The 25,077-nt window shown below is 49.5% G+C and carries 19 protein-coding genes; 10 read left to right on the forward strand and 9 right to left on the reverse strand.

The features are described 5' to 3' along the window. Window positions 1–100 precede the first annotated feature (100 nt). Together Pla110_RS21800 and Pla110_RS21805 are read left to right on the forward strand one after the other, a co-directional pair. On the forward strand, window positions 101–1,252 hold the full coding sequence (locus tag Pla110_RS21800; RefSeq protein WP_144999232.1) for a hypothetical protein: 1,152 nt from the start codon (window positions 101–103) through the stop codon (window positions 1,250–1,252). A 74-nt stretch (window positions 1,253–1,326) separates the two neighbouring features. Continuing rightward, window positions 1,327–2,064, forward strand: a complete 738-nt coding sequence (locus Pla110_RS21805) for a sugar phosphate nucleotidyltransferase (RefSeq protein WP_144999234.1) — start codon at window positions 1,327–1,329, stop codon at window positions 2,062–2,064. A 109-nt stretch (window positions 2,065–2,173) separates the two neighbouring features. Here Pla110_RS21805 and Pla110_RS21810 read toward each other — a convergent pair whose 3' ends face one another. After that, window positions 2,174–3,004, reverse strand: coding sequence for a 3'-5' exonuclease (locus Pla110_RS21810; RefSeq protein WP_144999236.1), 831 nt, complete (start codon window positions 3,002–3,004; stop codon window positions 2,174–2,176). Between the two features lie 197 nt (window positions 3,005–3,201). Between Pla110_RS21810 and Pla110_RS21815 the strand changes: the two genes are divergently transcribed. Together Pla110_RS21815 and Pla110_RS21820 are read left to right on the forward strand one after the other, a co-directional pair. Next, complete coding sequence (locus Pla110_RS21815; RefSeq protein ID WP_144999238.1) at window positions 3,202–4,290, forward strand: AAA family ATPase; 1,089 nt, start codon at window positions 3,202–3,204, stop codon at window positions 4,288–4,290. A gap of 470 nt (window positions 4,291–4,760) precedes the next feature. After that, window positions 4,761–7,094: a PAS domain-containing hybrid sensor histidine kinase/response regulator gene (locus Pla110_RS21820; protein ID WP_144999240.1), complete on the forward strand. Its 2,334-nt coding sequence runs from the start codon at window positions 4,761–4,763 to the stop codon at window positions 7,092–7,094. Between the two features lie 92 nt (window positions 7,095–7,186). On the opposite strand, the gene Pla110_RS21825 is transcribed toward Pla110_RS21820, so the two are convergent. Together Pla110_RS21825 and Pla110_RS21830 are read right to left on the reverse strand one after the other, a co-directional pair. Then, complete coding sequence (locus Pla110_RS21825) at window positions 7,187–8,749, reverse strand: hypothetical protein (protein WP_144999242.1); 1,563 nt, start codon at window positions 8,747–8,749, stop codon at window positions 7,187–7,189. 126 nt (window positions 8,750–8,875) lie between these two features. After that, entirely contained in the window at window positions 8,876–9,451 is a 576-nt protein-coding gene (locus Pla110_RS21830; RefSeq protein ID WP_144999244.1) for a sigma-70 family RNA polymerase sigma factor, read from the reverse strand. Between the two features lie 692 nt (window positions 9,452–10,143). On the opposite strand from Pla110_RS21830, the gene Pla110_RS21835 reads away from it, so the two are divergent. Next, window positions 10,144–10,815 (forward strand): LuxR C-terminal-related transcriptional regulator, encoded by a 672-nt coding sequence (locus tag Pla110_RS21835; protein ID WP_144999246.1) that lies wholly within the window; start codon window positions 10,144–10,146, stop codon window positions 10,813–10,815. 256 nt (window positions 10,816–11,071) lie between these two features. Here the strand turns inward: Pla110_RS21835 and Pla110_RS21840 are convergent, their stop codons facing one another. Then, window positions 11,072–11,887, reverse strand: a complete 816-nt coding sequence (locus tag Pla110_RS21840; protein ID WP_197440386.1) for a ThuA domain-containing protein — start codon at window positions 11,885–11,887, stop codon at window positions 11,072–11,074. 275 nt (window positions 11,888–12,162) lie between these two features. Between Pla110_RS21840 and Pla110_RS21845 the strand changes: the two genes are divergently transcribed. After that, the gene (locus Pla110_RS21845; RefSeq protein ID WP_144999250.1) at window positions 12,163–13,581 is read left to right on the forward strand and encodes a sulfatase; all 1,419 of its coding nucleotides are present in this window, start codon (window positions 12,163–12,165) and stop codon (window positions 13,579–13,581) included. Window positions 13,582–14,461: 880 nt separating this feature from the next. Here Pla110_RS21845 and Pla110_RS21850 read toward each other — a convergent pair. Both Pla110_RS21850 and Pla110_RS21855 read right to left on the reverse strand, forming a co-directional pair. Then, window positions 14,462–15,157 carry a GYF domain-containing protein gene (locus tag Pla110_RS21850; RefSeq protein WP_144999252.1) on the reverse strand — a complete coding sequence of 232 codons (696 nt, stop codon included), beginning with the start codon at window positions 15,155–15,157 and terminating at the stop codon, window positions 14,462–14,464. A gap of 1,128 nt (window positions 15,158–16,285) precedes the next feature. Then, on the reverse strand, window positions 16,286–16,573 hold the full coding sequence (locus Pla110_RS21855; protein ID WP_144999254.1) for a hypothetical protein: 288 nt from the start codon (window positions 16,571–16,573) through the stop codon (window positions 16,286–16,288). Window positions 16,574–16,761: 188 nt separating this feature from the next. Between Pla110_RS21855 and Pla110_RS21860 the strand changes: the two genes are divergently transcribed. Next, window positions 16,762–17,481 (forward strand): DUF4339 domain-containing protein, encoded by a 720-nt coding sequence (locus Pla110_RS21860; protein WP_144999256.1) that lies wholly within the window; start codon window positions 16,762–16,764, stop codon window positions 17,479–17,481. 22 nt (window positions 17,482–17,503) lie between these two features. Here the strand turns inward: Pla110_RS21860 and Pla110_RS21865 are convergent, their stop codons facing one another. The 3 genes from Pla110_RS21865 to Pla110_RS21875 form a co-directional block, all read right to left on the reverse strand. Then, entirely contained in the window at window positions 17,504–18,415 is a 912-nt protein-coding gene (locus Pla110_RS21865) for a tyrosine-type recombinase/integrase (RefSeq protein WP_144999258.1), read from the reverse strand. A gap of 564 nt (window positions 18,416–18,979) precedes the next feature. Beyond that, window positions 18,980–19,924, reverse strand: a complete 945-nt coding sequence (locus Pla110_RS21870) for a Holliday junction DNA helicase RuvB C-terminal domain-containing protein (RefSeq protein ID WP_144999260.1) — start codon at window positions 19,922–19,924, stop codon at window positions 18,980–18,982. Between the two features lie 48 nt (window positions 19,925–19,972). Further along, window positions 19,973–20,572, reverse strand: coding sequence for a hypothetical protein (locus Pla110_RS21875; RefSeq protein ID WP_144999262.1), 600 nt, complete (start codon window positions 20,570–20,572; stop codon window positions 19,973–19,975). A gap of 273 nt (window positions 20,573–20,845) precedes the next feature. On the opposite strand from Pla110_RS21875, the gene Pla110_RS21880 reads away from it, so the two are divergent. From Pla110_RS21880 to Pla110_RS21890, 3 genes are all read left to right on the forward strand, one after another. Continuing rightward, a complete protein-coding gene (locus tag Pla110_RS21880) occupies window positions 20,846–21,700 on the forward strand; it encodes an endonuclease/exonuclease/phosphatase family protein (RefSeq protein WP_144999264.1) in 855 nt (284 codons plus the stop codon). Between the two features lie 645 nt (window positions 21,701–22,345). Next, window positions 22,346–23,875: a type I restriction-modification system subunit M gene (locus Pla110_RS21885; protein ID WP_144999266.1), complete on the forward strand. Its 1,530-nt coding sequence runs from the start codon at window positions 22,346–22,348 to the stop codon at window positions 23,873–23,875. Then, a complete protein-coding gene (locus Pla110_RS21890; protein WP_144999268.1) occupies window positions 23,872–25,077 on the forward strand; it encodes a restriction endonuclease subunit S in 1,206 nt (401 codons plus the stop codon). Before Pla110_RS21885 ends, Pla110_RS21890 begins: the two co-directional genes overlap by 4 nt.

Consider the following 25,077-nt stretch of genomic DNA (forward strand, 5'->3'; position numbering starts at 1 on the left):
TGAATCTTTTTTGACAATCCGCCGACTTTCTCCAGGAAACCGGTGGGCTTGTTGCCGGTCTCTTCTCTCGATTTCGACCCTGTACTGGATAGGTAGCACTGTGAAGACAAAACTGTGCACTTTAATACTGACTCTGCTGATTTCGCCCTGTTTACTGGCCGATGATTTTTTGCCCCCCATTACCATGGCGATGCAGAACTCCGATCCTTTTAGTGGTTTGGGAGATCCGAGTGGAGATTTCAATCTGCCCGCCCCTGGGGGCAATGACTTTGGCGCTCCGCCCGATTTCTCGGCTCCGCTGCAGTCACCAACGACCCCGTCGCCAGCACCCGATCCGGCCTTTACGGTACCCGGGAACGATCCATTCCTCGCACCGCAACAACAGCAATTCAATCCGTATCAGCCAATCATGCCTGGTCCTGCTCCCACGCAGGGGTTCACTGGAGCTCAACCTTACGACTTCGGCTGGAAACAGCGTTACGACGTCAACTGGATGCCGGCAGAATCGACCTCGCCGGACGTGGGAGATTTTGGCATTCTCGAGTTCGACGCCGAGTGGGAATATTCGATGCCGTTCGCTCAATACTGGGTTCTCTCATCAACACCACAGTTTGGTGTTCAGTTCTGGGATGGCCCTGATAGCTCCCCGATTCCGACACGCAACTTGCCCAGCGAAGTGTATCGCTTTGGTTGGGACTTTGAACTGGAAACACCTGCCAACGGTCCGTGGAGTGTGCAACTTGGATTTACTCCGTCGATCAATACCGACTTGCAGGATAATTTAACTTCGGATGCCTACAACTGGGATGGTCGCGGAATTTTGTTTTACAATGCATCACCTACGATGACTTATGCTTTGGGTGTTGGGTTCTGGGACCGTGTTGATGATCAATGGATTCCCTACGCTGGTTTCGTCTGGACCCCCAGCCCCCGATGGGAATTCCGGATCATGTCACCCGAATCGCGAATCAGTTACTTCCTGGGTAACTTTATGGGATACAAAACCTGGCTCTATGGTAAAGGGGAGTATCACGTAGATGCTTACGAGATCGACATGGAACCCGCAGGTGTTCGAGAGAAAATTCAAATTGAAGACTGGCGAGCCGTCATGGGTATCTATTTCGATCGAGGACACTATCAGAAATTCATCGAAGCAGGATGGGTCTTCAATCGTGAGGTGACCTTCAACAATGGCACCCCTGGCTTTGATATCGGCGATGGCTTCCTGTTGCAGGGTGGCTACCGATTCTAAGACAGGCGACCGTCCGAACGGGCCGTGATTAACTTATAATCAGACCACGACAACCTACCTGAAAGCGAAGCACCATGAGCGATCAACTGGCCATTGTACTGGCAGCAGGACGCAGTACCCGGATGAAATCAGACCTGCCCAAGGTTCTGCATGAAATCCACGGGAAACCGATGATCGACTATGTTCTGGATGCCGTTCGCAGTGCGGGGTTGAATAAAGTCGTGGTCGTCGTCGGCCATCAGGCTGAACGCGTGCAGCAAGCACTTTCGCATCATGACGAGTTAGAATTTGCTTTGCAAACAGAACAACTGGGCACAGGCCATGCCGTGATGAGTTGTCGCGATCAACTGGCGGCACACAACGGACCCGTCGTAGTTCTTGCGGGCGATACGCCGTTGCTGCAAGCAAGCTCTTTGGAAGGGCTGGTTAAACAACTCGTTGATAATAATGCGAGTGCCGTGATCGGTTCTGCGAACACCGAAAATAACTTCGGCCTCGGACGCGTTGTCCGCAGCGCCGATGGTCAATTTGAACGGATCGTCGAACAGAAAGATGCCAATGAAGCCGAACAGCAAATCACCGAGATCAATACCGGATGTTACGCGTTTGACTCGCAGTCGCTGCTCCGTTCACTCGATCAGTTGAAACCGGAAAACTCTCAATCGGAGTATTACCTGACGGACTGCCCCGGCATAATGCAGCAAGCAGGTGAAACGGTTCTCGCCAGCTGCCTGTTCACCATCGAAGAAGCGATGGGCGTGAACACTCAGGAACAACTGGCCGAAGTCAGCCAGGCCATTCAACCCTGCTGAATCCCCAAATTGCTCAGCACGGCATGGCAACGTTTGCCATCGCGGGTTTGTATTAGACGCATACCTTGTTTTGAAACGGCCCTACGCCTCTGGCGGTTTTGAAATGGCCCTACACCTCTGTCGCTGGTGGAGACCATTTGCCCCAGTGTTTCAGGTAGTGTGTATAAGCCGGGCTATCGGTTGCCTGGGTTTCGAGCCACGTCTTAGTCTTGGAGACGAGATCCTGTTCCTGCTCGATCGTCAGTTGACCGCAGAGAACGCGGCTGCGAAGGAACACGAAATACGTATCGAGCACATCGCAGCGACAGTAATCGTTGATCGCTTCGACTTCACCCCGTTCATACATGTCTTGCACATAAGAACCATCGATGCCTGTCTTGCCCGGTTTGCCGATCAGGTTCGCCAGCAAGTTGAGGCCACCGGTTGCTTTGCCTGCACCAAAGTTGGTGAAGAGATCCATCAGATCCAAATGCGAAGTCGTGTTGTATCTGTTCCGCGCCTGCTCGAATGACCGGGCGTTGAGATTGAACCACTCTGGAAGACTGTAACCGTATCGATACGCAGCGAGTTCCATCACGGGCAAATCGTAGCCACGACCGTTGAAAGTGACAAAAGTAGGATGCTGGTAGTGCCGCCAGCCCATCCAGAAACGCCGCGTAATTTCGTGCGGGCGGTATTCCGGAGAGTCGAGGACCGTCAGATCGATCAGGCGAAAGTGGGAATCAATCTTTGCCACCGCCACCGAGATCGGCAGCATAAAGGTTGCTGGTAAAACATCTCTCCCAGTTTGCTCCAGCAACTCATCCCGATACTGCCGAACCGCCTCTTCTGCGGAATGCCCTTTACCCGGGTATCGGACTTTGGCGATTAAATCTCCATCCGCAACCGTTTCTACGTCAAAGATCAGGTAGGCGACCTGCTGCTGTTGTTCATTTTCCATGAAGCCTCTCTCCTGATGACTGTCTCTATGGGGCCTTAAAGATACGGTGAAAACCAAGGGTGCCGTTCGTGTCGGTACATGACCTGAAAAACTGGGAATGGCATTCCCCCGGTCCGCTCGATACGATAGTGACGACTCCCCTGTAGTGCTCCGATTGTACCCGATCCGTGATTTAAAATTAATGGTGACGCTTCTTCATGACGACCCCAGACCAACCCACAACCGAAAGAAACCCCAATCCGAAGGACGCGCAAGAGGCGTTACAGGAACGGGAGGCCAAAGCACTGCAAGGTCTGGCGGCAGCTCAATCACGGTTGCGGACCGAGATCCGGAAGGTGATCATCGGTCAGGAGGAAGTCGTTGACCTGATGCTGACATCCCTGTTCAGCGGCGGACACTGCCTGCTGGTGGGAGTCCCTGGCTTGGCAAAGACGTTACTGGTCAGCACCATTGCCCAGGCATTGGAGCTTTCCTACCGACGAATCCAATTTACGCCCGACCTGATGCCCTCGGACATAACCGGAACGGACGTATTACAGGACGATCCGGAAACGGGTAAACGGAGTTTCCGGTTCATGAAAGGACCGTTGTTTACCAATATCCTGCTGGCCGATGAAATCAACCGGACGCCTCCCAAAACACAGGCGGCATTGCTCGAAGCAATGCAAGAACGCCATGTCAGCGTGGGCACCCATACCTACAAGCTACCTGATCCCTTCTTTGTACTGGCGACACAGAACCCGATTGAACAGGAAGGGACTTATCCTCTTCCCGAGGCGCAGCTCGATCGGTTTATGTATCAGATTACAGTTTCCTATCCGTCCGCCGCGGAAGAACTCCGAATTCTAAAACAAACGACACGCGGCGCCCGTCCCGAACTCGATTGCGCGTTGACTGGGGCACAGGTGCTGGCTCTACAGGAAGTCGTACAGAAGATTCCAGTTCCCGAACATGTTTATGTCTATGCCCGCGATTTGATCCGGCAAACCCGACCACTGGAGGAGGGGGCTTACCCCTTTATTAAACAGTACGTTTCCTGGGGAGCCGGGCCTCGCGCGGGGCAGTTCCTCATTATGGGGGCCAAAGCCTACGCGCTCCTGCAGGGACGATTTCAAGTAACGACTAAAGATGTTCAGGCCATTGCACGACCTGTGCTCAGGCACCGCTTGGTGACGAATTTCCAAGCAGATAGTGACCGGATCCAACCAGACGACGTGGTTGCCATGTTACTTGAACAAGTTCAAGTCGAAGCGAAAGCCTCCGCCAAATCGCTACGGGATGTCTGAGTAAGGCCCGGCCTTCTGTTGAGGAAATTACCTCAACCCGCCCCTTGCGACTGCTACAAGCGACAGAATCCAAGCAAGCATCAAAGGCAGGTCCGATACACCTGTAAAGCCTGCTACAGCATTCGTCTAACCGCCACAACCGGCCATGCGTACTCTTCGGCCCTGATCGTCTGTTCCTAAGAAGCTCTCGAACTAAACCGTCAATCCAAAGTCGATCTGAATTTAAGTAATTCCAGCCGCCTATTTAGCTTAGACGAAATATAGTTAGGCTGTCTAAACAATTTAGAGACCGTGGAAGTAAGTAGATCCCTTCGTAGAACAGATGCCAGTTTATCGCTGGAAGCAAGGTTCTCGGTTCTGGCAGTTTCCCCCTCGGGGCATTTGCCAATCTACAAGCTTCTTCACTTCCTACCTCTTCTGCTTTCATTCGAAAGCAGGTCTCTGATTGAGGAACCGGTTGGTACAACTTCATGTTAAACACAACTACTAGCGAAGAGTCTGTTGCAAACGAAAGCGCATCGTCGGTTAACGACTTTGTTATCAGTATTCTGCGCCCGCTGGCCGGCTATTTCAGCCTCTTCTTCCTGGCGCTCACCGGTTATTACTGTTTCGCTTTGCCTGCGAGAGGAAACATGCTTACGGTAGCGGCTGCAAGTACCTCGCTGCTGATGCTGACGATATGGTTCTTGTCCGTTTCGACCCGATTTCAGAATCGATCCGCACATCTGAAGCTCAGTTTGTGCATGCTGCAGATATTGACGTTCCTTATCATCTCTGAGAACTATTACCATTCCACGCTGGCTGATGTCCTGAACCCGCTCGCCATGGTGGGAATTGGTAGCCTTTATCTCTCACGTAAATGGTTGGTGGGAACCTTAGCCAGTTACTTCCTCATCTTCTTTTATATTCATCTGGATCTCTCTCCAGAAAACCTGCTGGACGAACATGCAATAATTTTGCTTTGTTCTGCCGGTGTTTCGCTGTTTGTGAACTTCATCCGTATGAAATCGTTCCACGAACTCAACGAAACCCGCGCTCATGAAGCCGCCCAGAAAGTGGAGATGGAGCAGATCCTGCAAGATCTGCAGCGGCGTGAAGAACTGTTCCGTATGTTGGGACAATCCTTGCCGATCGGTATTTTCAAAACCGACGACAAAGGCCGTTGTACCTTTTCCAATAACCGTTGGCAGTCGATTTCGCAGATACCATTCAGCCAGATGATGAACGCACACTGGTGCGATGCTATTCATAAATCGGAACGCCAGAAAGCACACGATGCCTGGACACGAACCACCTTGTCAGGCGAACGTTTCAGTTCACTCTTCCGCCTTAACGACCTGAAAGGCAAAAAACGGTGGGGCATGCTCAGCATCAATCCGGTCTGTTCCGATCAGGGTGTCCTGTACTTCGGGGCGGTGGAAGATGTCACCGAATCCAAGCTAGCAGAAGAAGAACTCAAAACCTACGCGGAAGACCTGCAAACCGCCAAGGAAGCAGATGAGCGTAATGCTCAGCAATTGGTAAAAGTGGTCGAAGAACTGGAAGAGGCCAAGCAGAGAGCAGAAGCCTCGACGCGGGCTAAGTCCGAATTCCTGGCGAACATGAGTCACGAAATCAGAACCCCGATGACGGCTATTATTGGGTATTCCAACATCTTGCTCGAAGAATACGAAGACAATAGGGAACTCTCCGAAGCACTCTCCATCATTAACCGTAATGGTGAGTTTCTATTACAAATCATTAACGACATTCTGGATATTTCCAAAATCGAAGCGGGTAAGCTTCAGGTCGAAAATATTGTCTGTCGCCCCATCGAGTTGATCGAAGAAGTCTTTTCCTTGATGGAAGGACGGGCGAAGGATCAGAATATCCCACTGCTCGTGGAATACATAGGTACGATTCCGGAACTAATCCATAGTGATCCGGTTCGGTTGCGGCAGATTCTGTTCAACCTGCTAAGTAATGCGATTAAGTTTACCAAAGAAGGTTTCGTTAAACTGCGGGTTTCCTTCCTGCCTGAAGTGGAGCAGCTGGTATTCGAAGTCATCGACAGCGGAATCGGAATGAATTCCAATCAGGTTGCCAATCTCTTCCAGCCATTTTCTCAGGCCGATCAATCAACGACGCGTAAATATGGCGGAACGGGCCTTGGTCTGACAATTTCCAGACGTCTCGCCGAGATGCTCAACGGAAAATTGACAGCCGCATCCGAACCAGGCAAAGGGAGCACCTTCACCGCAACGATTGGAGTCCATGGTGTCAATGATTCGTGCATGGTCAATCCCGTCAGTTTCAAAGCCATCGAGTCGACCACCTCGACGTCAACAGAGATGGCCTTACCCCCAAAGCAAGTCGCTCCCGTTGCTGAAATCGCCTCCACCTCGCAGAAAGAAACCCGTATTCTGCTTGCTGAAGATGGTAAAGATAATCAACGACTGATTTCGATGCTACTTAAAAAGGCGGGGATGGAAATCACCGTGGTCGAAAACGGACAGTTAGCCGTAGAAGAAGCGATGGAGAAAGAAGCGGACAGACGGCCGTATGATGTGATCCTCATGGATATGCAGATGCCGGTCATGGACGGTTACACCGCAACATCGACTTTGCGACAGCTTGGCTACCAGCGTCCTATCGTCGCTCTGACTGCTCATGCGATGAGTAGCGACCGACAAAAATGTATCTCAGCCGGAACAGATGATTTCGAAACGAAGCCAATCAATCGCAAACGTCTTGTTGATGTGATTGAGCGGGCTCAACAGAAGTATCTGCAGGAAAGCACTAAGGATCATGCTCTCCACAGCTAGTGAATGGCGTCTCCAGTAGCTGCACCGACGTCTTTATTAGAGCGGGAGCGGCCGACGGTGGAAACCGTGAACGTCACTTACCCCCCTTGCCTCTATTGAGCCAAGTTAGAATCACGAAGTGGTTCAACACGCTCAAAAATGATCCCGGTGCGACCCTCATAAATTGCTCGCCAGTTGTCTGAGTCCCGCAGACGGTTGATCATCATAGCTCGCCGAGGCTTGTCGAGCACGACAAGGTCAATCTGGTAGTCGTCCAACCGCTTCAACCATCCAGAGCGGAGTTGCATCATCAGCCGATAGTCAGTCCAGACTTTCCGTGGTGTCAGATGGACGTGCGAATAAACAAAGACTGGCTGATCGGCATCGCTCGCCCAGATAAAGAAATCACCCCACTCCATTGTATGAAACATTCGAAAGGGTTTTTCGTCGTGTTCCAACCGCTCCTGTAATCGTTGATTTAAAAATGACGTCAGTTCCAGTGGAGTTTTAAAAGAAACAGCCTTCGTAAGTGAGTGGGTAATGTGATCGTTTTTCAAAGCAATAGTCACTCGTTGAAAGCTCCGTTGGGAGACCGTCAAGGAGATCCCGACCAAAATAATCAATGCACTTACCGCCAGATAAAGTCGATTCAGCCCGACCGATTCATGTGATTTAAATCTCGTCATAAGCGAGCCGAAGTTGCCCTGCAATTGTCGAGTCGCTTCTATTGCCGCCACTGGAGCCCACCAGACAATCATGCGACTGTTGAGCAACATCGCAATCCCCAACACCAACAGCAATAAGCCATTGAATGTGCTGATACTTGCTCGATTACGCCGCCACAGGACGAGCAGTAACAAGCAGGCAAATAACGCGGCCTTCCCCTGGCGCATCTGTAATGTCAGCGGTTTCCATTCGATGAGATCATATAAATTGGGATCCTTCGAAAAAGTCCGCACCGTCTCATACAGGTAGGCCCCATAGGGATTCACCAGCGGAACAACGAAGGTTACCAGCAACAGAAGACCACTGAATAGAATCTCCGGTTGGCTGATCCAATGTGTCAAACTTCGTGACTGACGGATGGAATCAATCAGCTGCGCCAGCACATACGCTCCCGACAAGCCAACCCCCATGACGAAGGACCCATGCAAGTTCGCACTGATCAGCATTACAGGCGGAATCCACAGGAGCAACGTAGGTCTGAATGGAAATTGGTAACGGCAGACGAGCAGTACAAACAGAAATGCCCCCGCCAGTTGGGGGCGAATAATTTGAAATTGCTCCCATTCCAGCCAGAGCATCAACCCCGCTCCCAAGATTGAAATGAGTACACTCTGCGACAATCGATATCCGGTCAAGAAGAAGAATCCCACCATGGAAGCCACGACCAGGCCAAAGCTCAACTGTAATCCCCCGACACCGTAATCCGCTTCGATCCCATACAGAATAAGTTGAGAGAGCCAGGCGGTATCGACGACATACCGGTCATCAGGAGTGAGTAGAAAGGGTTCCCGGACAGGAAGTTCGCCAGTCTCCCAGATCATACGACCGAACGAGAGATGGGCCCACAGATCGGTATGCCAGAGGGGCAATTGAGAAAAGTAAAAGAAGACGGCGCAGAACAAAAGGCTTGCAGCCAGCAACGAACGAGAATCGGTAAACCAGCGGGACATAAATCTAAAGGGAACCAGGGCCAAAGGGGAGGGAAAGCGACGGAACAGAGTAATCGCGAGTTTAATGAGTCAACCGTCGAAAGAGCTACCCTTACCCCAGCATCATTATTTCAATCACCAGTACCTTCAGCCGTCCTCTTTTTTCAATTCTTTGCGGAACCAGGCCCGGATCATTTTCCATTCGAGTTCGGCCGTTCGTTTAGAGATCCCCAAGTGCTTCGCGGCTTGTTCGACTGTCAGGCCTCCATAAAAACGAAGTTCTACCAGCTCAGCCTGGCGCTCGTCGAGGCGTTCCAGTTTCAACAACATGTCTTCCAGGCTCAGGATGTCCTCGGGTTTATCGTGCGAAAATACGATTGCTCGATCCAGCGGAATTCGCTCCAGATCGCCACCTCGCTTATGTGTTGCTCTTGCACGGGCATAATCGACCAGAATACGTCGCATCTGACGCGCCGCAATCGCGATAAAATGCGAGCGACCTTCCCACTCCACCTTATCCTGGTTCACCAGTTTAAGGTACGCCTCGTGTACCAGATCCGTCGGCTGGAGCGTATGTCCGACGCGCTCGTTCTTCAAAAAGTAGGACGCCAACCGTCGCAATTCCTCGTAGACAATGGGCAACAGCTTTTCGGACGCTGCCTGATCCCCTTGGGATAGGGCCTGCAAGAACTGCGTCGTTTGTGAAATTTTCGTGTTAGTCATAGGGAAACTCACTATGTGAGAGGGTGGCTCAAGTGAGTCCTATTTAAAGTATTTAACTGGCGTCCCCGGGAAGCTTCTGAAATATATTAAACCCGAAAATATTTATTTTAGCTAGTTCGGGGTCACGCTGCAGAATCGATGATCGCACACTTTCGCAATTTGATCCCTCTTCGCCCCAATTCCCCTCGAATGTTTAAGTCGATCTTTTACAAGCACTTAGCCTCTTAATTCATACAAAAAAGAAAATTAATCACTTTTGATTGCGCAGTTTTCCCTTAGATATCGCGGGTTTAATTAAGGCGATTGACTGATGTCTGCTCACGATCGAAGAGAACGATCTTCCTGTTCTTTTAACGCTGCTGGTTGTCCGGCAGAGTTATCAGACTAAAGATTACATAACTTCTCAAATGGAAAAAAAGCGGTTTCACCTCTATCAGTCGTCTTACCCTCAATAAGACTATCGCTGCCGGGCCTCAGCGAAATGAGGCCTTTACGGTAAAAGGACAGGCTTGGCGAAAGCCACAGTCAGTCGATTTCCCCCCGCTTTACTTAAGTGGGGAGGATCCTTACCTGCTCCGGCAAACTAGTTAGATTTCGAGACCGTTCGACTGTTTTGAACCTTGGATTTTCTTTTCAGTCGTCACATCAATAATCCCTCTCCGGGAAACAACTCATACGAAAGGATTGAATTCATGTATGACGCCAATCCGCAACCACCTATCCGTGTCCTGTTGGCCGATTCTCATAAATCAATTGCTGATGCTTTTTCTTATGTTTTTCAGAACGTCTATAACATGGTTGTTGTAGCAACGACGGAAAACACCCAGGAAACTCGGGAAGCTATCGAGTTCCATAAACCGCAACTCGTTCTATTGAGCGTCGATCTGCCGGGCAGTTCTCCCTTTGCACTGGTCGCTGACTTGTCAAAAGAGATGCCCGAGATCAATACCGCATTCCTGGCAGATCGCGGAGCGGACGTGCTTGTTGACCAAGCCATCCGAGCCGGTGCCACCGGGTTCCTGCTCAAGTCTGATCCTATCCTGGAACTCGTACAACACTGTCGCCGTATCGCTTGTGGCGGGACGAGTTTCTCTACGGAAATTAAAGAGAAACTCGAGCAAAAAGAAGGTTCTCGTCACTACCGGTTGGATAGTAAAAGCACGCTGAGCGCTTTAACTAAACGTCAACTGGAAGTACTGCGACGCCTGGCCGAAGGAGACTCCGTGAAGAAGATCGCTAACGATCTACACATCTCTTCCAAGTCGGTCGACAGTCACAAATACCGTCTGATGCAACGACTCGGTATCCATGATCGTGTTGAACTTTGCCGACTGGCGATTCGTGAAGGCTTGATCCACGCCTGATGCGAGGACAACCTGAGTAGAATCCAGTTAGCTCCACTCCGAAAGAACTTTAAAGCTGATCAATAACAACGATCACTCACAGCGAAGCACTTCAGCAACAGTCCAGGGTTCCCGTCCGACAGTGTCTACCCTTCCAGTAAATCTGTCCATCAATCGGGAGCCACTGGGCTTTTTTATGCGCGGTCAGTGAAATTCAATTCGTAGGCAAGCAACTACCTGAACAGTGATTGCCGTTCCCTATTACTTCTCGCCCTGCTTATTCCTCCGGCTTTTCCGGCAGCGCTAAATCGGCTTCGCTTAAATCAACTTTGGCACCCTCCTTGGGCACATCGACATGGGCGGTCCAGAGGATCGCGTTGACGATCATCTTGCGGAAAGCATCGTCCTGGAAATTTTCGTAGAAATGACCAAGCGTCGTACCGTAGGAGCGACCGTCGTTCTGTTCTCGTTCAAAGGCCCAACCGACGACCACGGGGTTGTCATTGGCCGTGATTTCAAGAACGGGAGTGGCGGCGTCGGTGATGGACGGGTTGAGGTAGTATTCGTCGTAAATCTCGTACTCGTCCCACCCGTGGCTAATCGGGTGGTCCGGAGCCAGTTGTGTCAGATGCGACTTGCCAGTGTGCTGCCCCACGTTACTGATCCAGGTGCCGCCCAAGTAACTCGTCCAAACTGGCCCCAGTCGATCCAGGTTTTTCTCGTAGATGGAAGAGGCCCAGTGAATCGTGACGAGCCCCACGCCTTTGTCTAGCTGCTCGATCACTTGATCGCGAAATGGACTGTCGAACAGAAACTCGGCCGCCGGCGTCGAATAGACGACGATGGTGTCGATCCCTTCCAGTTGAGAAGCCTCTTTCGGCCAACCATCGCTGATGACAGTTTCGATCTCTCCATTCAATTTCAAACACTTCGCCAGCATCTCACTCGTATGTAAATACATATGCGTCGCGAAAGGATGATCGGGCTGCTTGCCGACGAACAGAACTTTGGCTTTAGGGGCGGCCTCAGCGAAGAGGGATAGCGTGAGGACGAAGAGTACGGGCAAAGTGCCGTAAAAGAGAGAGCGTTTCATGAGTGTGCGAGACCATAGACGGGAGTGGGGTATAATGAATGACAGCACGTCCATCATAGCGGAAGCGGCACATCTGGAGCGATCATATTCTCACATGGAATTGAATTATACATTGTGTGTAGCGTCTCTAAGCTTCAAGATGGAATCTTCGAGGGATGGGTGGTCTTTTCACACACTCATTAAAGAGCACCTGTCGCTGCTCGTTGAAATATCATCATGAGATAGAGTCCAAAATGCAGATCTGGTTCGCTTCAAGAATAAGAGAAACAAAAGTTATGAATCGACTCCTCTACGTCACTCTGTTCTCGTTCTTCCTCTTGGGGATGTCTACTTCTTGTGGTTTCCTGCATGCCGACGACCGTCCCAATGTGTTATTCATTGCTGTCGATGATTTACGTCCAGAACTTGCCTGCTATGGTAAAACACATATCCATTCTCCCAACATTGATCGGTTGGCTGAGACGGGCGTATTGTTCGAACGGGCCTACTGCATGGTGCCCACCTGCGGCGCCTCTCGAGCCAGTCTGATGACGGGCATCCGGCCGGCGCCCCATCGGTTTGTCAATTATCTGGCATGGGCCGAGAAGGATGCCCCCGATGCGAAGACAATGAACACGCAGTTCAAAGAAAATGGGTACCACACTGTTTCGCTTGGGAAAATTTTTCATCACCCCGAAGACAATGAGCAGGGTTGGTCGGAACCGGCATGGCGTGTTAAGAACGTTTCCTGGTGGCAAGATCCGGCGAGCCAGAAGATACACAATCAACGACAGAAAATGGGCAAGGGAATACGTGGCCCCGCCTTTGAATCCCCCGAGGTCCCGGACAATGCGTACTCGGACGGCTTATTGGCCGAACAAGCCATTTCCGATCTTCAGAGGTTGAGCAAACAGAAGGAACCGTTCTTTCTGTCTGTGGGGTTTTTAAAACCGCATCTTCCCTTCAATGCACCGAAAAAATACTGGGACTTGTACAATCACGCCGAGATTCAGCTTCCGGATAATTATCACGTTCCGAAAGACGCCCCGTCGGAATCGATACACAGATCGGGCGAATTACGTGCTTACTCAAACATTCCTGCCAATGGACCCGTCTCCACTGAAACTGCCCGCAAGCTGATTCACGGTTACTACGCCTGTGTCAGTTACACGGACGCCCTGATCGGCCAGGTGCTGGAAGAACTGGACCGACTCGAACTGGCCGAGAACACCATCGTGGTCCTCTGGGGGGATCATGGTTGGAACCTGGGAGAGCACACGCTCTGGTGTAAACATTCCTGCTACGAAACATCACTCCTAATTCCAATTATTATACGTGCCCCTGGAATTGACGGTGGTCAGCGAAGGAGGCAGTTAATCGAGTCGATCGATCTTTACCCGACACTCTGTGACCTGACCAGAATTTCCAAGCCGATCCATTTGCAGGGTGATAGCCTTGTCCCGCTACTTCTGAATGAACAGAGCGAGTGGAAGAAGTCCGCGATCAGCCGCTATCGCAAAGGGGACACGATCCGTACCGAGGGTTACCGTTACACCGAATTTCGAGATCATCAGGGAATTCAAAGTGGTCGAATGCTGTATGACCATGGGGCAGATCCGGGTGAAAACGTCAATGTCGCGAAAGAGTCTCCCGAAGCAGTGTCCGAGTTGGCTGCAGAACTGAACAAGCGAAAAGGACAGGATGATGGCCATTAAATCTTGTTCAGGAAAATGATGACAACCTTGGGACGCACCGAGGGCTTATAAAACGAGAATTGCTCCGTCTGAATTCGCCAGAATTAAGTAAGAGGCGATCAGGAACAGGAGTACGAACCGCGCACAAAAAAACCACACGTGAAAGTTACGTGTGGTTTTAATGGTTGATTGATACTGCTGAGACTTGGTTGTGGACGTCAATTCGACGCCTCAGAGCCTTTAGCAAGATATCGAGTGGAGGATACCGGAACAGAACATTTTTCAGGAAACTCTATTCTTATAGGATCAAAGCGATATACGAAAAATAAAATCGGGGTTGAGGCATCGGAAATCGGGGGCAAAATCGGGATCAAATCTGGGTCCTAGGGATTGGAGACGTAGTTTCAGAGGGGGGACGTGCATGCTTGGAATGGGCGTTATTTCCACTACACCCGCATCTCTATTATTATTTCCTTTTTACTTGTAGACATCACGAACTCATCATGTAGGCAAGCTCTGGCGTTGTCACTGTTCACCGTCGGGTATAGCGTGCTAGAGGGTGCTGTTTCTAGCATTGCTGCATCGTTCGTAAGGAGCTCTGCCCTAATCACCGCCTCTTCTGAAACCACGAGAGATTCATCCCAATTAACTGAATCAAATCCATTGAGCAGATTTAACCGCCTTGATGCATTTCTTGTGCACAGAGAAATTTTCCCTCTTTGGCGTAATTTCGAAGCTCACGTGGTGACCCGTCCCAAGATGTGAGACGGCATGGAATAACGACCCACAAAAAACTGATCGTAGTCGTTTTGATGTCATTTACCTGTGCCTGCCTAATCGATTTTAGTTCGAATTATTCAATTTATAAAACCCACCAGCAATGATGGGATGAGAGTATGACTCAATCTATATTCATTGCAATGATAGTCATAATGAGTGGGACGAAGGCGATTCCCGTCCCACCAATAAGGCCCATCACGAAGGCGTCTTCTTCCATTGGACCGCCCGATGTCATTACCTGTGCAATAACGAAACCTATAATGAAGCACCCGATAGTAAACAGCCATCCCCACTTTTTGAGTGATTTCCATTGAGTTTCGTCATCGGGAATGCCTATAGCCTCCCGAAAATCATAGATTGCTTCCCGAATTTGCTCTGTATTATGAAATACATGTAAATCCGGTATACCATCACCACTTATGTCGTGCGATGTGGCGAAATCGATGCCGGAGTGAGAGTATTGATCTTCTGCTTCCAAATCAGATTCGTCGAACAGTACGCAACCACAAGAAGGGCAAGAAATAGCTCTAAAGGACACTAAATGGTCGCAATCAGGGCAGGGACATAGATTCGGATTGTTTAGGTTAACCAGCAGATTCTTTTCATTCAGCGATTGACCGTTCCCGGAATTCGATTCGAGAGAAGGCGGCTTTATCGAAAGACCCTTCACTTTTTCTGGGGGGTACCATTTCCCGTTTTCTCCCTTGCGAATCAGCGTATCGCTGTCGATCCCCCCTTCATCAGCCAACCGACTTAGGTCACCAACGGACATAGGCCCGTAAACATGATGATTGATTTTTACGTACCACGAAGACATAACTGTTCTCGCCACCTAAATATTTTTCGACATCTCACTAAGTTTATATCATACTTTACCATTTCAGAATCGCAGTGACACCATAGTTCGGTAGCAGATGATTTATTTTTTAACGTTCGTTGCAAAAGTATTGATAGCCGGAGCCTCGTGGCCGACTCGAAAGAAAACTAAGAATGTGTCTTGTTGCCCGTGGACCTCTAGGCAGAGATATGGTGGGCAGATTCCGGTGCTTATTTGGTGATCGCTGCTTTAATCTTTCGAGAAGAATGGGAGGTGTTCGAGGAAAGCCGGGACGAATAAGCCGCTGGTGGTCGTTCGACTACAGTCCGGCAGGAGATTAACGCCGTCCCCCCCCTTATCTTCTGAAACAGATCGACCCCGTTAGATATCTCAATTTCTCGCCCGCCGAATTTTCGAAATGCACTAGGAAAAGCGGTTTCAGATATGAACCGAGTTTTTTCCAAGGGGTACTATAAAGAAAGTGCAACGGAGTTGCATCAAAGGCGGGGGTGGGTGTCTGTTAAATACCCTTTTCGCTTGGAATTGTTGCATTTTTAGTTATGCAACATGGGTGTCGCAGTTCCACAATTGTCCCTGTCGTTGAGCAAAGAAAAAGAAGAACTCCCGTCCGTGGGAGCTCTTCTTTTGATACTTTGTCAAGCAGATTCGACCTGAGTATTACGTCGTTTCTGCCGACGTTGTTCGTGGTGAGAATGGAAGGTCTCTCGCCACTCCGCATTCCCTATTGGCACCATTCCAAGGTACTTCAGCGGGCATGAGTAATAGTACGGTCCCATTGACTCATCCATATCCTTATAGCCCCACGCCCCTGATTGGTATTTCAGGAGGTCGCAAGCGATCCATCGCTCAGTCGGTTGAGTGACCTCTCCGTCCTTGTGAAAGGTCCGTTCCCAGACAGACCAAAGTGCTCCCGAGAATGCGTTGCCACGGTAACAGTGAGTAAGGCATGTTGACGTGACGACGATGCCGTCGTCTCTCGTTCTCTCCCAATCTTTGGTCCGCTCAGTGATCAGTTCTTTGCGTGTCCGATCGTTGGTAAATGTTCAACCCATTTGGATGCTCCTATTTTCAAGTGACTTGTGTTGTTCGATACTTGAAAAGTAGGTGTTAGTACTCCTCGGGTAGGAGAATGCAGGTTGAAGAACGATCTGCTTCGGTGATGATCCAGATCTTCGTCCCATCTGATAGCTTGTAAGCGGAGAGAATGCGATACCCCTCTTTGACGGCTTCATCGTTTGTTGTCTTATCCTCTTCGTGGAGGTTTCCCCAGTCGCCTCCAACGTGACGGCTGAGCAACGAGCTCATGGTCTCATCTACTTTTTCAAAGGTGGTGATAGCTACGGGAGTGGCTACGACCTGTCCGAGGTTGAAAAGTTGTTTCGATTCCTGAATCATGTGACGTTCCTTTTTGTGAAGGTGCGGTGTTAAGAACGTCTGTGGGGAGGGTGTCATAGATTGTCGCAAGAAACAGATGGTTGCTACTTTGTTTTAACGAGCTCTCTTATATTGAGATGTGTACGTACGATCTGTATGATCTGTGTTTGAAGTGGCTTGTAATGGCATCTTTCTGAGGGTAAGGGGCAATGAAAAAACATTGGTACTACGAGTTTATGGGGCAAGTAATTGGGCCAGCAGATGCCCACGAAATCCGAGTCCTCTCATACAAGGGAGTGATTTCCGTCGATACCATGCTCCGAAAGGGCGTTGACGGAAAGTGGGTACCTGCTGACTATGTTAAAGGTCTATTTCCATTGCCTCCTCAAACAGAGCAGCCGGCATCTTCAAAAGAACAGAAGATTCAAGATGCCCCAGTTGATTTGACGAACGTTCAACCAAACCATGTCATAAACCGTAAGACTAATAGTGAGTCGGATGAATCTGCGATTCTCACGCCGGAAGAACGAGCGGAACTTCTGCTTCAATTCAAGCACGACATGAACAAGATTCAAGATGTCAAAGACGTCGATGTTAAACCTGCCCTTATAATATTTGCTGCGGTATTCGTAATGGTGTTCGTAGTAAGCCTCATCTCTCGAATCTCAGATCCAAGAACGAAAATATCCCCAGAGCCGACAGGAAGAGGTTTCACAACTGAGCGAATTGATCCCAGAACTTCAGGTTGGTCAGAACAATTTGGGCGTTCTGAGGAATGGGTTCGTGAAACTACCGATTCCGCCGACACAGAAGTTGAAGCTCATCTCAAGATGAACCGAGCACTTATCATGGAAGGTGCGAGATTCAATGTTGAAACAGGAGTATGGTCGAGGGCGGATTACGAAGAATGGACAGGAGAGTCCTACTAGAACCTGAGTGATTACTACGAATTCAATACGCCAACCTCTCAGACGCCTCCGCCAATTGCCCCTCAGTCCGCTGGACGTATCTTTTGGTTGTGTTTAGATTCTCATGCCCAAGGATCTGGGCAAGCGAAACGAGATCTCCCGGATTGTCTTCGAGAAACTGATGAGCCATCGTATGACGAAGTAAATGTGGATGAATGGCGACGCCACACAGAGCGGCATATTTATCACAAAGGTTCCTCACTCCCCGATCCGTTAATGGTCCCCTTTCTCCGACGAAGATCAACGAGGTGTCTATTGGTGGTCGCATTTCTAGCCATTCCTCAATTGCTCGGCGTGCAGGTAAAGGTAGCGGGACTGTTCTCTGCTTGTTCCCCTTTCCCTGACGGAAAACGACTGAACCGGTTCTCTCTCCGATCATCACGTCATCGAGTTCCAGATTTACCAAGTCGCCAACACGACAACCAGTATAAAGAAACAGGTTGAAGATAGCTTTGGATCGGGTGTCTTCTCGGAGTTCCACCTCTCGAAGGAGTCGCCGTACCTCGGATCGACTCAGCCCCTTTGGAGCGAGAGCCTGTCGCTTTAGTTCCTTAACAGGTGTTGCTGGATTGGAATGAAGGTGTCCATTTACCACCAGCCATTGCAGCCATCGACGGATCGACACAAGGCAGCGGTTAACCGTAGCGACCGCTTGCCCTTTCTCTCGACGAAGGTGGTCCCTAAAGTCAGAAACATCCCGCACTGTGATCCGTTTTAATGCGAAGGACTCCTGATTGGTACTTGAGAACCATTGGGCAAACTTTCTGATGTCTTGGATGATCGCCCTGACCGTATTTGGGGAGAAATCGTGTTCTGCAATGAACCGCTGGATGAGCTCCTCTTCCGCAGTTCCGGTAAGGATATTCTGAAAAACATTATTGCCCGAATTCTTCACGACTTATCTCCACATATTAGACACAAAGTTGACATTGAATTGCTCAAACTGGGGCGATAATGGTAGTTATCACCCCAGATTATCGGTCGAATCCTGACGCTTTAGATGCAGGAATACTGTCTGCAAAATAATTGACTCATCAGTTTGGAAGGTCCCGTTCGGGAAGCATTCAGCAACTGCTTGCTCAACGTCCTTCCCTTTGACATTTGTCAAACCTAGGGATGCTAGATCATTGATCAGCTCATTGTACTTGGTCGATTGAGTAGGTTGTTTCACTCTCTTTGGTTTAGAAGTAGGTGTCGCTGTCCCTCTCGAATAGAAGAGAATCGGCTTTCCATTGACGCCGCAGTTCCGACGCCGGACCTCAACACATATCTCTTGAAGATCTTCTGGATAGAACGGTCTTTTGTTGTCCAAACGATAAAGCGGAGATGGGAAAACACCTTCCTTGACCAACTGGTAAAATCGGGCTCGACTCAATCGACAAATGCGTGCCATTTCAGAGACGGAAATGATAGTCTTTGTTCGTAATTCGACACTCATTAGACAGAATTCCTTCACAAATTAGACAGAGTTTGTACGCAGTTCGGACAAGTGATCCTGTCCAGATTGTGTCAAAATGCGTTTCCCCTGATCGTCTTTCGTGATCAGTCCGCTTCGTATCAGGAAGCTTTCAGTGACATTGCTCACTGTTCTTGTGGGGAGTCCCAATAGGGAGGCGACCACGTTTAATCTTGTGGCTCCATTACTAACGATTTCCAGATATTTCTGCTCCGTGACGTCGAGTCCGAGATGATCGATTCCCTCCAATTCACATGCTCGAAAGAGATGATCAGGAACGATGTGATGTTCACCCTCTGAACGGCAAACTCGGTGACACGACTGGAGCAGCCTAATAACAATACGGGGTGTCCCCCTTGACCGGATTGCGATCAATGGAAAGATGGTGTTTTCAACAGACCAGCCCAGCGAGAGAGCTCTTTGTTTGCATAAGGTGAAGAGTTCGTCGTCTGAGTAGTATTCGTAACGCAGCGTTAATCTCATGCGATCTCTGAGCGGTTGCAACAGGCAATGTTCATCGGTAGTTGCAAGAAGCAAAGTGAAGTCTGCAAGAGCGATGCTCTTGGGAGACTTCCCACCACTAACGATGACCTTCCGCTTGTCCAATGCAAGGTACAGGGCGGTTTGGTATTCCTTTTTGAGTTCGTGTGCCTCATCGATGAACACAATCGATTTGTCTCTTGCCGAAAGCAGGACGGCATTCAGATCAGAAGGTGTCGTAATTGATTGTCCTAATACCTCATGGAAATCACTCGCCATCTCAGAGGCGATGACCTGTGCTAGAGCGGTTTTCCCCAAGCCGGGACCACCCGTTAAAAGCGAATGGTCGAAAATCTTTCCATCCATTTGGCATGCATCTAACGCCACGGTGACTTGATCGATCACCCTCGTCTGTCCGATGAGATGGGCGAGAGAAGAAGGTGAACTTGATCTGATATCGTTATTCATTTGTTTTCTCCTTGTAGGATATATAGGTGTCAATATTTTTGTGAGGTGTCAAGGTGTGGCGACGAACTGTAGGTCATCGAACGCTTCCCGCAGTTCATTCTCATCTGGATATCCACCTTGATCGTCCCGGTTTTCGATTGCTGACGGATTGTTGTCTGAGAGCCAGCAGTAGACTTTATCTTCCCATCCCTCAGGAAGGTCGTATTCGTCCTTTAGTCGCCTCGCAGCGTCCTCCAGATTGGCGAAGGTGGCTTCTGTTTCCCGTTCGCTGTAGTCGTCCTCGTCAAGGATAGGGTAGGTGTCCATTCTCTCCTGCAATTCGAGGTAAACCTTGAATGCTTCGGTGATTTGACCATGTCTGATGACCCGAATAGAGAAGCCATCGACGTGCCCTACTGCCCAATGGTTGTGCGATTCGAAAATCACGTCAGGGTCGTCTGCTTCTGTGAAAGGTGTCATCTCTCTATCGATAACGGATGCGTTCGACAGATCGAGCAGCCCGCTGTCTCGATGGTGGGTGTAGATAATCGCCCAGTTATCAGCGTCATCTAGTTCTTCAAGTCGGTCCCAAATGAAGCAATCAAATCGTTTCCAGTTGCCAGCATATTGTTCAACAGCTTCTTCGTGTGATTGGTCACAAATGGTCATCAGTGCGTTCCTTTCGATGGATTGTTGATCGTTATGAACGCTTACGAGGTGTCCTTTCTGGACTTCATATGTTGATCAGAGAAAGGAAGCGAATATTACGCAGAGAACATTCCTCGAAGTCTCACAGTTCAGTTACTGGCGGATCGTAAAGGCAAAGCTGTTGTGAACCATTGGAAAACCGGTATTTGATTGACTTGGTTTGGTTGAGTCTCGAAAATGCTATTGTTCGGTATCCGAAATACGACAAAGACTTCTTGACCTAAGGAAAGCTTGATGAAACGACTCTTATTCGCTTTTGTGCTTCTGGTTGCGGTGGGGCAAAATGCAGTAGCCGAATCGCTAAACGTGATGACGTGGAATATTCGTTACAACAATTCAAACGACGGAATTAACGCTTGGCAAAATCGAAAAGATTGGGTGGCAGAGATCGTTATCGAAAACAAAGTCGATATCGCTGGATTCCAAGAGGTTCTCGTCGATCAACTTGAGGATTTGAAAGCACGGCTACCTCAAATGGACGTTTATGGCGTAGGTCGGAATGATGGCAAAAAAGCTGGCGAGTTTTCTCCAATATTCTTCCGTAAAGATCGATTTGAATTGCTCGATCAATCGACATTCTGGCTTTCCACGACACCCGATAAGAATGCCAGCAAGGGATGGGATGCAGACCTGCCTCGAATTGCAAGCTGGGTAAAGCTCAAAGACCGCCAGACAGGAACCGTCTTTTATGTGATGATTACGCACTTTGATCATCGTGGAAAGCAGGCACGAACTGAAAGTGCGAAACTTTTATTGAAACAGATGCGAGAACAGTTTACTGATCATCCTGTTATTCTCACTGGCGATTTTAACACGACCCCAGACTCGGCTCCGTATAAAATCCTGATTGGAAACGGTACTCAAACTCATCCAGTCTACCTTGATGCTTACAAGCATTCAGTCCAGCCCCCAGAAGGTCCAGATTCGACTTGGAACGGATTCAAAGCGGTTGTTCCTGATCGCCGAATTGATTTCGTTTTCGTTACCAAGAATGTCAAAGTCGAGTGGTTCAAGACTCTCGACGACCAGCGAGATGGTCGCTTCCCTTCGGATCACCTACCTATCGTCACGGAACTTGAACTCAAGTAGGATTGATGAATTGTGATACTGATTGTGGGAGCAGCATGAAGTAAGTCAGGCTGAAAATGCTCTAGTACGGTCCAAGCAAGAAGTGAGTAGCCTGCAATGGAATGGAGCATGATATGGTGGAATCGATGAATGGTTCTTCGTCATACGAAAATCATCACTGGGGAATAATAGTTCGTAGTATGGAGATCTGGCTGATCCTGATCTGTGCCAAAACGAATGGTGAGTTCTGCTGGTCGGGATGCTGTTGGTTCCTTTAACTTCTCGTTTAGCGGCGTGGGGAATAATTGCTCGGTTGATCTGCTGTATTCTTTCTCGAATTGCCGCTGGCACTCAGTCAGTCAGGGAAAGTTAATCATACTGGTCCGTATGGAAAGCTTCGAACAATCGAAGGGCAAACCTCTCACTCAGGTAGACACCAACTTTGGGTCGTTCGTTCTCAGCTTTTGAGTTGCACGAAAGACTGACATCGAGACACTTAGCAAGTCTCTGATGTGTGAATCCCCCTTCTTAACTATATGTCAGAGGCTGTTCTTCAAATCGTCGTACGAGTTAACTTGTTACTCGATTGCTAAACTGAAAGCATCACTGTAGATTAGTGGTTCTCAATGGTCAAGCATTCAGTAGTGACGCTGTAAAGGGAGATTGATGGCGAACGGAAACGGCAAACATTCGGATACAGTCTCTCAATCTGAGATCAATGGCATTCTCTGGAAGGCGTGTGATACGTTTCGGGGGGCAGTTGATCCTTCGGAGTACAAAAATTACATCCTTGTGATGTTGTTTGTTAAGTACATTTCGGATGTCTGGCAGGATCATTATGCCAAGCTGGTCGAAGAATACGGCGATCCGAAGAGTAAGACTGCTAAGGAACGTATTGAACGTCGATTGAAGCGGGAACGGTTCGTGCTGCCTGCTCACTGCGCATTCGATTCTCTGTACGAGCAGCGGAATGCTGCCAATATTGGCGAAGTCATTAACACCGTTCTCGATGAAATCGAAGACTCCAATAAGGAAAAGCTCGAAGGGGTCTTTCGCAATATCGACTTCAACTCAGAAGCCAGCCTTGGACAGACGAAGGAGCGGAACAACCGGCTTAAATCGCTGCTGGAAGACTTCAGTGATCCCAAGCTTGATCTGCGTCCCAGCCGGGTTGGGACAATGGATGTCATCGGGAATGCGTATGAATACCTGATTGGCAGATTTGCCGCCAATGCCGGGAAGAAAGCGGGAGAGTTCTATACGCCCCCTGAAGTTTCGTCATTGCTTGCTATGTTGGTCGATCCACAGCCGGGAGAACGTATCTGCGATCCAGCTTGTGGTTCAGGCTCTTTGCTCATCAAATGTGGTCAACAGGTTGGCTCGAAAGACTTTTCTTTATGGGGGCAGGAGAACATCGGGGCGACGTGGGCACTGTCCAAGATGAACATGTTTCTGCATGGGATGGACAATGCTCGTATCGAATGGGGCGACACGATCCGTAACCCGAAGCTGCTGTCCGACGACAAGCTGATGAAGTTTGAAGTCGTCGTTGCCAATCCTCCTTTTTCGCTCGACAAATGGGGACAGGATGAAGCGGGGGCTGATCCTTACAACCGCTTTCACCGAGGCGTGCCGCCCAAGAGCAAAGGGGACTACGCCTTCATCTCGCACATGATCGAAACGATTACCGAGACCAGCGGACGGGTCGGTGTGGTTGTACCGCATGGTGTGCTGTTTCGGGGATCGAGCGAAGGCAAGATCCGAAAACAACTCATCGAAGAGAACTTACTCGATGCAGTCGTCGGTCTACCTGCGAACCTATTCTACGGTACGGGCATTCCCGCCGCTATTCTGGTCTTCCGCAAACAGAAACCGGATAAGTCGGTTCTATTCATTGACGCCAGCCGAGAATACGACGACGCCAAGACTCAGAACCGCTTAGCCGACCAACATATCGAGAAAATCGTTGCCACGTATAAGGCACGGGGGAATTTAGAAAAGTACGCCTACGTCGCTGATTTCGAGGAGATCAAAGAGAATGATTTTAACCTGAACATTCCCCGGTATGTGGACACGTTCGAGGAAGAAGAAGAAATCGACGTTCGAGCGGTGCAGGATGACATCGACGAACTCGATGTCGAGTTAGCCCAAGTCCAAGAGCAGATGCAGGGGTTTCTGAAGGAGTTGGGACTGTGAAAACATGGAAGCACACAACAATCGGTCCGCATATAGATCTTCTTTCGGGGTATGCCTTCAAAAGCAATAAGTATTCTTCCAACGAAAACGATGTGATGCTACTGAGGGGGGACAATATAGTCCAAGGTCAACTCCGCTGGGATGGCGTCAAAAGGTGGTCTGTATTGGAAGTTGACGGCTTGTCCCGCTACGAGCTGAAAGAAGGTGATATAGTACTGGCAATGGATCGTACATGGGTTAAAGCCGGGCTTAAGTGTGCTAGGCTAACTGCCGAAGATTTGCCTTGCCTGCTAGTCCAACGAGTCGCAAGGATGCGAGGTTCGGATGACCTCGAAATCGAATTTCTCTATCACACCCTTTTGACTCATCGATTCACAGAATATGTCAAAGGTGTTCAAACAGAAACAGCTATTCCACATATTAGCACTCGGCAAATTCGAGAGTTTCCGATCCATCTCCCTCCCCTTCCCGAACAGCAGAAGATTGCCGCCATTCTTTCGACGTGGGATCGGGCGATTGAATTGACCGAGAAACTGATCGCCGCCAAGCAGAAACGCAAACAAGCCCTCATGCAGCAGCTTTTGACCGGTAAGGTGCGATTGCCCGACTTTGATGAGGAGTGGAGCCTGCGCAAAGCTGGCGATCTCTTTAACGCTCGTTCGATGAAGAAGCACCCCAATGAGCCAGTGCTTTCAGTGACGCAAGATCAAGGTGTAGTTCGTCGAGATGAGCTTGATCGCAAGATCAGCATGGACGAGACCACCACAGGAACCTACAAGCTGGTCGAACCGGAAGACTTTGTAATCAGCCTAAGGTCATTTCAGGGTGGGCTAGAAATGTCTCGCCTCCGGGGGATCGTGAGCCCGGCATATCATGTCATTCGACCAAAAGTAAAGCTCGACTCGGAGTACTTCAGGCATTTCTTTAAGTCGGCAGAATTTATCGGACGGCTTGCCGTTGCCATCATCGGAATTCGTGACGGTAAGCAAATTGCTTTTGACGATTTCTCGTTTTTGAATTTTCGATTTCCTCCCGTTGAGGAACAGTCAGAGATTGGTCGTGTGCTGACTCTGGCTGAAAACGAAATCGAACTGTTGCAAAAGAAGCTGGCTTCGCTTCAGTCCCAAAAACGTGGACTGATGCAGCAGCTTCTCACCGGCAAAGTCCGGGTCAACGTGGACCAAGAGACGGAGGCGGGTTGA

Origin of the sequence: Polystyrenella longa (assembly GCF_007750395.1) — a bacterium.
Classification (GTDB): domain Bacteria; phylum Planctomycetota; class Planctomycetia; order Planctomycetales; family Planctomycetaceae; genus Polystyrenella; species Polystyrenella longa.

Coding starts and splice junctions, on each gene's coding strand:
- Pla110_RS21805 (WP_144999234.1), top strand. CDS start 1,327: ATGAGCGATCAACTGGCCATTGTACTGGCAGCAGGACGCAGTACCCGG.
- Pla110_RS21810 (WP_144999236.1), bottom strand. CDS start 3,004: ATGGAAAATGAACAACAGCAGCAGGTCGCCTACCTGATCTTTGACGTA.
- Pla110_RS21815 (WP_144999238.1), top strand. CDS start 3,202: ATGACGACCCCAGACCAACCCACAACCGAAAGAAACCCCAATCCGAAG.
- Pla110_RS21820 (WP_144999240.1), top strand. CDS start 4,761: ATGTTAAACACAACTACTAGCGAAGAGTCTGTTGCAAACGAAAGCGCA.
- Pla110_RS21825 (WP_144999242.1), bottom strand. CDS start 8,749: ATGTCCCGCTGGTTTACCGATTCTCGTTCGTTGCTGGCTGCAAGCCTT.
- Pla110_RS21830 (WP_144999244.1), bottom strand. CDS start 9,451: ATGACTAACACGAAAATTTCACAAACGACGCAGTTCTTGCAGGCCCTA.
- Pla110_RS21835 (WP_144999246.1), top strand. CDS start 10,144: ATGTATGACGCCAATCCGCAACCACCTATCCGTGTCCTGTTGGCCGAT.
- Pla110_RS21840 (WP_197440386.1), bottom strand. CDS start 11,887: ATGAAACGCTCTCTCTTTTACGGCACTTTGCCCGTACTCTTCGTCCTC.
- Pla110_RS21845 (WP_144999250.1), top strand. CDS start 12,163: ATGAATCGACTCCTCTACGTCACTCTGTTCTCGTTCTTCCTCTTGGGG.
- Pla110_RS21850 (WP_144999252.1), bottom strand. CDS start 15,157: ATGTCTTCGTGGTACGTAAAAATCAATCATCATGTTTACGGGCCTATG.
- Pla110_RS21855 (WP_144999254.1), bottom strand. CDS start 16,573: ATGATTCAGGAATCGAAACAACTTTTCAACCTCGGACAGGTCGTAGCC.
- Pla110_RS21860 (WP_144999256.1), top strand. CDS start 16,762: ATGAAAAAACATTGGTACTACGAGTTTATGGGGCAAGTAATTGGGCCA.
- Pla110_RS21870 (WP_144999260.1), bottom strand. CDS start 19,924: ATGAATAACGATATCAGATCAAGTTCACCTTCTTCTCTCGCCCATCTC.
- Pla110_RS21875 (WP_144999262.1), bottom strand. CDS start 20,572: ATGACCATTTGTGACCAATCACACGAAGAAGCTGTTGAACAATATGCT.
- Pla110_RS21880 (WP_144999264.1), top strand. CDS start 20,846: ATGAAACGACTCTTATTCGCTTTTGTGCTTCTGGTTGCGGTGGGGCAA.
- Pla110_RS21885 (WP_144999266.1), top strand. CDS start 22,346: ATGGCGAACGGAAACGGCAAACATTCGGATACAGTCTCTCAATCTGAG.